General features: G+C 46.8%; 9 protein-coding genes. All 9 read right to left on the reverse strand.

Going from position 1 to position 5660, the window contains the following annotated elements; all coding sequences use genetic code 11:
* Window positions 1-213, reverse strand: a 213-nt coding sequence (gene mobA / locus CGZ90_RS18825) for a molybdenum cofactor guanylyltransferase (RefSeq protein WP_205727424.1), incomplete at its 3' end; no start/stop codon positions are given.
* On the reverse strand, window positions 210-437 hold the full coding sequence (locus CGZ90_RS18830; protein ID WP_094254053.1) for a MoaD/ThiS family protein: 228 nt from the start codon (window positions 435-437) through the stop codon (window positions 210-212). The genes CGZ90_RS18830 and mobA, both read right to left, overlap by 4 nt.
* Entirely contained in the window at window positions 430-903 is a 474-nt protein-coding gene (locus tag CGZ90_RS18835; RefSeq protein WP_094254054.1) for a molybdenum cofactor biosynthesis protein MoaE, read from the reverse strand. The genes CGZ90_RS18830 and CGZ90_RS18835 overlap by 8 nt, the downstream gene beginning before the upstream one ends.
* Window positions 900-1418, reverse strand: coding sequence for a molybdopterin-guanine dinucleotide biosynthesis protein B (gene mobB / locus CGZ90_RS18840; protein WP_165766915.1), 519 nt, complete (start codon window positions 1416-1418; stop codon window positions 900-902). Before mobB ends, CGZ90_RS18835 begins: the two co-directional genes overlap by 4 nt.
* Window positions 1409-2677, reverse strand: coding sequence for a molybdopterin molybdotransferase MoeA (locus CGZ90_RS18845; protein WP_094254056.1), 1269 nt, complete (start codon window positions 2675-2677; stop codon window positions 1409-1411). Before CGZ90_RS18845 ends, mobB begins: the two co-directional genes overlap by 10 nt.
* Before the next feature lie 32 nt (window positions 2678-2709).
* Window positions 2710-3375, reverse strand: a complete 666-nt coding sequence (modB, locus tag CGZ90_RS18850; RefSeq protein WP_094254057.1) for a molybdate ABC transporter permease subunit — start codon at window positions 3373-3375, stop codon at window positions 2710-2712.
* Between the two features lie 18 nt (window positions 3376-3393).
* The gene (gene modA, locus CGZ90_RS18855; RefSeq protein WP_094254058.1) at window positions 3394-4167 is read right to left on the reverse strand and encodes a molybdate ABC transporter substrate-binding protein; all 774 of its coding nucleotides are present in this window, start codon (window positions 4165-4167) and stop codon (window positions 3394-3396) included.
* A gap of 18 nt (window positions 4168-4185) precedes the next feature.
* Window positions 4186-5205, reverse strand: coding sequence for a MoeB/ThiF family adenylyltransferase (locus CGZ90_RS18860; protein WP_094254059.1), 1020 nt, complete (start codon window positions 5203-5205; stop codon window positions 4186-4188).
* A gap of 265 nt (window positions 5206-5470) precedes the next feature.
* On the reverse strand, window positions 5471-5660 hold a 190-nt coding region (locus CGZ90_RS18865), incomplete at its 5' end, for a putative quinol monooxygenase (protein WP_205727425.1).

A 5660-nucleotide genomic window follows, 5' to 3' on the forward strand; every position in this document is an offset into this window, starting at 1 on the left:
AATGTCTGAAATTATCTTTACCCGTTCTCCCCTTTTAAAACGCACTGTATCATGAATTGAACTGACAATAATGATGTCTTTTACATGCGGCAGAAGAGCACAGGCTGCGTGCTCATAGAAAAAGCGTCCTTCATATTCCGCAAAAGCCTTCGGGCTGCCAAACCTGGATGACTGACCGCCTGCAAGGATGATTCCCGTAATGTCATTCATCATCCCCCGCTGACAGGAGGAATAAGCGCGACCGTATCGCCGCTCTTCATCACGTCTCCTGGCTCCGCATACTCCTCATTGACCGCCACCATGCAATCTTTGTTAATCCCGTAACGGTCGTGCATGTCCTGCAAAAAATCCTGGACGGTAAGCTCTTCGTTTTCAAGCAGCAGTTCATCAGAACCTGTCAGTTCTTTAATATGAGCGAAGCAAAGCACCTTAATCATGAAATTCCTCTCCCTCCGGTTTGCCTGATGGATAGCTCACCGTTTCCAGCTGGTCTCCGATCCATTCTTCACCGTTCTCATAATGCTCTTTTTTCCAGATAGGAACGATCTGTTTAATCCGCTCGATCGCATATTCGTTCGCTGCATACGCATCCTTTCGATGAGGTGTTGAAACAGCGATAACGACCGCAATCTCTGAAATATCGAGACGCCCGATGCGATGGGTGATCGCCGTTCTTGCTTCTGGCCACTTCTCTTGAATTTCTTTTCCGATTCTCGCAAGCTGTTTTTCGGCCATAGAAGGATAAGCTTCATATTTTAGGTAGAGAGTGCGCTTGCCTTTCGTAAACTCTCTGACTGTTCCAATAAAATTGGTGACTGCTCCCGCTTCTGGCCGTATTACCTTCGCCATTACATCTTCAACTGAAATAGGCTGGTCTGTCACACGATATAAAGTGTCTTTCATTCTATCACACCCGATATATATTCTGTGAACCACGGTATATAACGTTCTTCTTCCTCTATCAAAAAAACAGGGTACTTTCCGCTGCTCTTGAACGGAAAATAACTGATCACTGCCTGTATATTGGTGAGCTCTTCGAGAAGAGAGAGATGGTCTTTTTCTTTTACCATCACGATTTTCGGCAGATCGGCCGTTTTAAAGCCTTCGACTAGAATAAGGTCAATCTCCATTTTTTCATAAAATGAAAGCATTTCAGAAAGACTCCATTCCCTTTTTTGTGCCGTAAACGTAAAGGTTCCGCCACCTTCTACACCTGTAACGGCAGCCCCTGCTTCCCGGTGCCTGCCGCTGTCTTTCTGATCATCAATTATAAGCGGGGTGCCCCCGTGGCCATGGTGCTTTAGCGTGCCCGCCGCCCATCCTTTTTTAGAAGCTTCCTCAATCAACCGGCAAACTAAAGTGGTTTTTCCGCTGTTAGAGTATCCTGCAATCTGCAATACTGGCTTTTTCAGCTCCATGGCCATTCACTGCCTATCTGATCTTCAAGCAGCAGAACATCTACTGTGTCGCCTTTGGTAAATCCTCTTGTCCCGCCTGGCAGTACGATCAATACGTCCGTTGCAGCGAGAGAGGTGACCGCATTGGATTTATTGAATCCGCTTGGCACAGCTGTCATTGTGACTCCTGAAAAACCAAGGCTGCCCCTCACAAAACGTGTGAACGGATTAGCTTTTGTAAAATCCTCAGCCAGCACTGCCTGCATCTTCCGTAAATGCGGTTTTTGTGAAAACAATGCTTTGTTTATCACTGGCCTTGTGAAAAGTTCAAACCCGACATAACAAGCGGAAGGATTTCCTGACAGTCCAAACAGAAATTTGCCTTCCCAGGCTGCGACTGTCGTGACACTTCCCGGCCGCATCGCCACTTTATTGAACAGCACCTCTGCACCCATCTTTTCGTATATAGCCGGAAGGTAATCAAAATCACCGACTGAAACACCGCCTGTTGTGATAAGCATATCGACCGACTGAGACGCCGTTTTAATCGATTCATAGCAAGTGTCAAAGTCATCCGGCAGCTTGCCGAAATACCGTGCCTCACCGCCAGCCCGCTGTATTTGCGCACACACCATATGGCCGTTGCTGTTCCGGATCTTTCCTGGCTCGAGAGGATCAGAAACCTCCAGCAGTTCGCTTCCCGTGGCATACACACCAATAACCGGCTTTTTTGCAGCGCTCACCTCGTGATAGCCGAATGTTGCAAGATTAGCGACAACTCCGGGATTAATCATCTCCCCTTTTCGAGCGATCACCGATCCTTCCTGTGTATCTTCTCCCTTGAAGGAAACGTTGTCGCCGCTTTTATAGGAACGTTTTATCGACATATATGCACCGTCCTCACGCTGAAACTCATTTGCGAGTTCAAGCATGACAACAGCGTCGCACTCTTCCGGCAGCTGTGCCCCCGTCATGATACGAACCGCTTCAAAAGCACCGACTGTTTTGTCAGTCACGTATCCTGCTCCGATCTCATCAACGACTTTAAAGCTTACAGAGTTATCCAGGCTCGCATCCTTAGAATCTTCCGACCGGATCGCAAAACCGTCATATGGTGACCGGTCAAACGGTGGAACAGGATGTGTGGCTGTAATATTTGCAGCAAGCCTTCTGCCGTATGCATCATCTATCTGTACTGTTTCTGATTGTCCGTCCCTTGCATGCTGCATCACTCTTTGAACAGCTTCTTCTATATGTATTGGTTTTCGTCTTTCCACCATGCAAAACAGCTCCTGTTTTTTGGATAAAGCTTTTAGTCGTGCTGCCGGTTAAAATAGGTGATCAAACTCAGCATGATAAAAGCTATTGCAATACTGATCAGCACATAGTTTAACGCCAGCTTCGTGTCTCCTGATTCAATTGCGACATAAATGGCGGTTGGAATCGTCTGAGTCTTACCGGGCAGGTTGCCCGCAAACATGAGTGTCGCGCCAAACTCGCCGAGAGCGCGTGTAAAGCTTAATATCACACCTGCCACCAACGCACGTGCTGCCAAGGGGACTGAGATACTTATAAACACACGCCAGTTTGAGGCTCCGTCAACTTTCGCCGCTCCTTCAAGGTCTTTATCAATGCTCAGGAACCCAGCTTTTGCAGATTGAAACATGAGCGGAAATGCGACAACAGAAGCTGCGATGACAGCGGCCCATGGCGTGAACAACAAAGTATGACCGAACAGCTCCTGAATAAAACGTCCGGGAGCACTATTGTTGCCGAACATTACGATAAGCAAAAAGCCGATCACGGATGGCGGCAGTACGAGCGGCATTAAAAGTAACGTCTCAAGAAGCATTTTGCACTTAAACTTTTTTGCCGCGAACAGCTTTCCGAGCGTCGTTCCTGCAGCAAATACAATAACTGCCGCGATACAAGATACGGAAAGTGACAGCTGTACCGGAAACCAAAATTCTTCGTTCATCATTCCACCTGCTTGCGATTAATGCTGCTTTTGTAACGGGCTAAACCCTTTTTGTGCGAATAATTTTTGAATGTGTGGCTGATTGAGATATTCAAGGAATGCTAGCGCTTCTTCCTTATTTCTGCTTTTAGCTGTGACGCCTCCGGTATAATGAATATCGCCGTACAGCCGGCGGTCAATTTCTTCGATAATCCGAACCTTGCGAGTAGAAAGGGCATCTGATTTATAAACCACTCCTGCACTCGTACTGTCCTGCTCCACAAGCGTAAGCACATGGCGGACGTCCTTCGCGTAAATCAGACGGTTTTTAAGCGTTCCCCAAATATCCATACTTTCAAACGCTGATTTCGCGTAATCTCCAGCCGGTACAGCTTTTGGTGTCCCAATAGCGATCTGACCTTTATTTTCAAGTACTTCCTCCATACTTGTGAAGCGATTTTTTTTAGAAGTGATGAGTACCAATGAGTTATCTACGAAAGGCTGGCCGGTTCCTTTTGCAAGAAGCAACTCCTTCTTCAGCGCCTCGGTATGTATTGGTGATGCAGAAAGAAATACATCGACAGGCGCACCTTGTTCGATCTGCCGCTGCAGCATGCCTGAACCGCCATAGTTGAATGTCAGCTTCACATCAGGATGCTTTTTCTCATATTCTTTTTTTACTATATTCATCATATCCTGAAGGCTGGCAGCAGCAGAAATGCTGAGCTCTTTCTTCTCGCTGCCGCCACATCCGTTCAGCAATAAAAGCAATGCAGTGAAAACGATAAAATACTTTGTTTGAAAAATCTTCACTGTTCCCTCCGTTACTTTCTAGCCAAAAATGCGGTGATAAATTTTTTTAGCTTCTATTACATCCTTCGTGCCATGAACCAGGACACGCCCGTCGTAAAAAACCGCCATCCGGTGATCATCAAAAAAGATAGAAAGCAAATAAGGATTGCGCTGCACATACATGCCCTGCTGTGAAAGCTTCGTTTCCAGCTGCTTTAAATCAACCGCTATTTTGGAAGCTGGCCGCAGCTGAACCGTATCTCTTCCGCAAAGGACGGAGGTGTTCATCAGCCGCTCTTTTGATAAAAAAGGATAAACTGGATTCTCACCGCATGAAGGACAATCATTTTTCTTAAGCTTGCTGACACCGACCTCACTGTGCATGTTGCTCCACAAATTAAACGTAACAAGCTTCTGCCGCAGAGCCTCATAGTCCCCTACTAATACTTTCAATGCTTCTGCCGCTTGATAGGCGACCACCATCCCGACTGCCGGACTGATAATGCCTGCTGTATCGCACGTCTGGCCTCCTGATGGTGTGCTTTTCCACAAACATTGAAAACATGGCGTTACATCAGGAACGACGGTAAACGTCATGCCATAGCTGCCTACACATGCTCCGTATATCCATGGAATCTTGTATTTTTGCGATACATCATTAAGGATCAGCCTTGTCTCAAAGTTATCCGTCGCGTCGATGATCAAGTCCACATCATCAGCCAGCTCCTCAAGCTCGAGGAAAGACACATCCTCAATAATCGCATTTATCGTGACGTCTGAATTCACTGCTTCGAGCCGCGACTTAGCAGCCGCCGCTTTAGGAATCCGCTCTGCTGCATCACGTTCGCTGTACAGCTGCTGGCGCTGCAAGTTGCTCGCCTCCACATAATCACGGTCCACGATGGTCAGTTTCCCGACACCTGCCCTGACGAGCGCCTCCGCATTTCCCGTTCCAAGCGCCCCTGCGCCGATGAGGAGTACATGCTTGGAAGAAATGCTTGCCTGTCCTTCCGTTCCTATAGGTTTAAAAAGCGTTTGTCTTGAATAACGGTCGTGCAGCATCTCGGCCTCCATCTTTCATGTTTCTTTATGTAACAGTATAACAAAGGAAAGAGCGAATACTTTGAAAAAACACTTTTCAATTGTATGTTTCTGATAGTTTTTCTTATTGAAAACACCTGCTGCGGGCGGAAATGATTCTTCAGAGAGCTAAAATCCGTTGTTCGGGAGCCATAAATTTCTTATATTAAGCCAAGATCTACGTTTAGAAAGCCAAAATGGAAAAACAAAAAACCCGCCATCATGTGACGGGTTCTTTCAAAAATCAGCTAATCCTGCCCAACCGGTAAACCTCCCGTTTTTCCACAAGAGGCTCAATGCTGTTACGGTATTCGCCATAATGCGGCGAGTTAATATGTGACTGCAGCGCTTCTTCATTCTGCCAGATTTCGTAAAGCACGAAAACGCTGCTGTCCTCTGCTGACTGATGAAGCCTGTATTCTTGGCACCCTGCT

This window comes from Fictibacillus aquaticus, assembly GCF_002245695.1.
GTDB lineage: Bacteria > Bacillota > Bacilli > Bacillales > Fictibacillaceae > Fictibacillus > Fictibacillus aquaticus.

Bases quoted from the DNA above. Each gene is read 5' to 3' on its own strand.
- CGZ90_RS18830 (WP_094254053.1), bottom strand. From the start codon at position 437: ATGATTAAGGTGCTTTGCTTCGCTCATATTAAAGAACTGACAGGTTCT.
- CGZ90_RS18835 (WP_094254054.1), bottom strand. From the start codon at position 903: ATGAAAGACACTTTATATCGTGTGACAGACCAGCCTATTTCAGTTGAA.
- mobB (WP_165766915.1), bottom strand. From the start codon at position 1,418: ATGGAGCTGAAAAAGCCAGTATTGCAGATTGCAGGATACTCTAACAGC.
- CGZ90_RS18845 (WP_094254056.1), bottom strand. From the start codon at position 2,677: ATGGTGGAAAGACGAAAACCAATACATATAGAAGAAGCTGTTCAAAGA.
- modB (WP_094254057.1), bottom strand. From the start codon at position 3,375: ATGAACGAAGAATTTTGGTTTCCGGTACAGCTGTCACTTTCCGTATCT.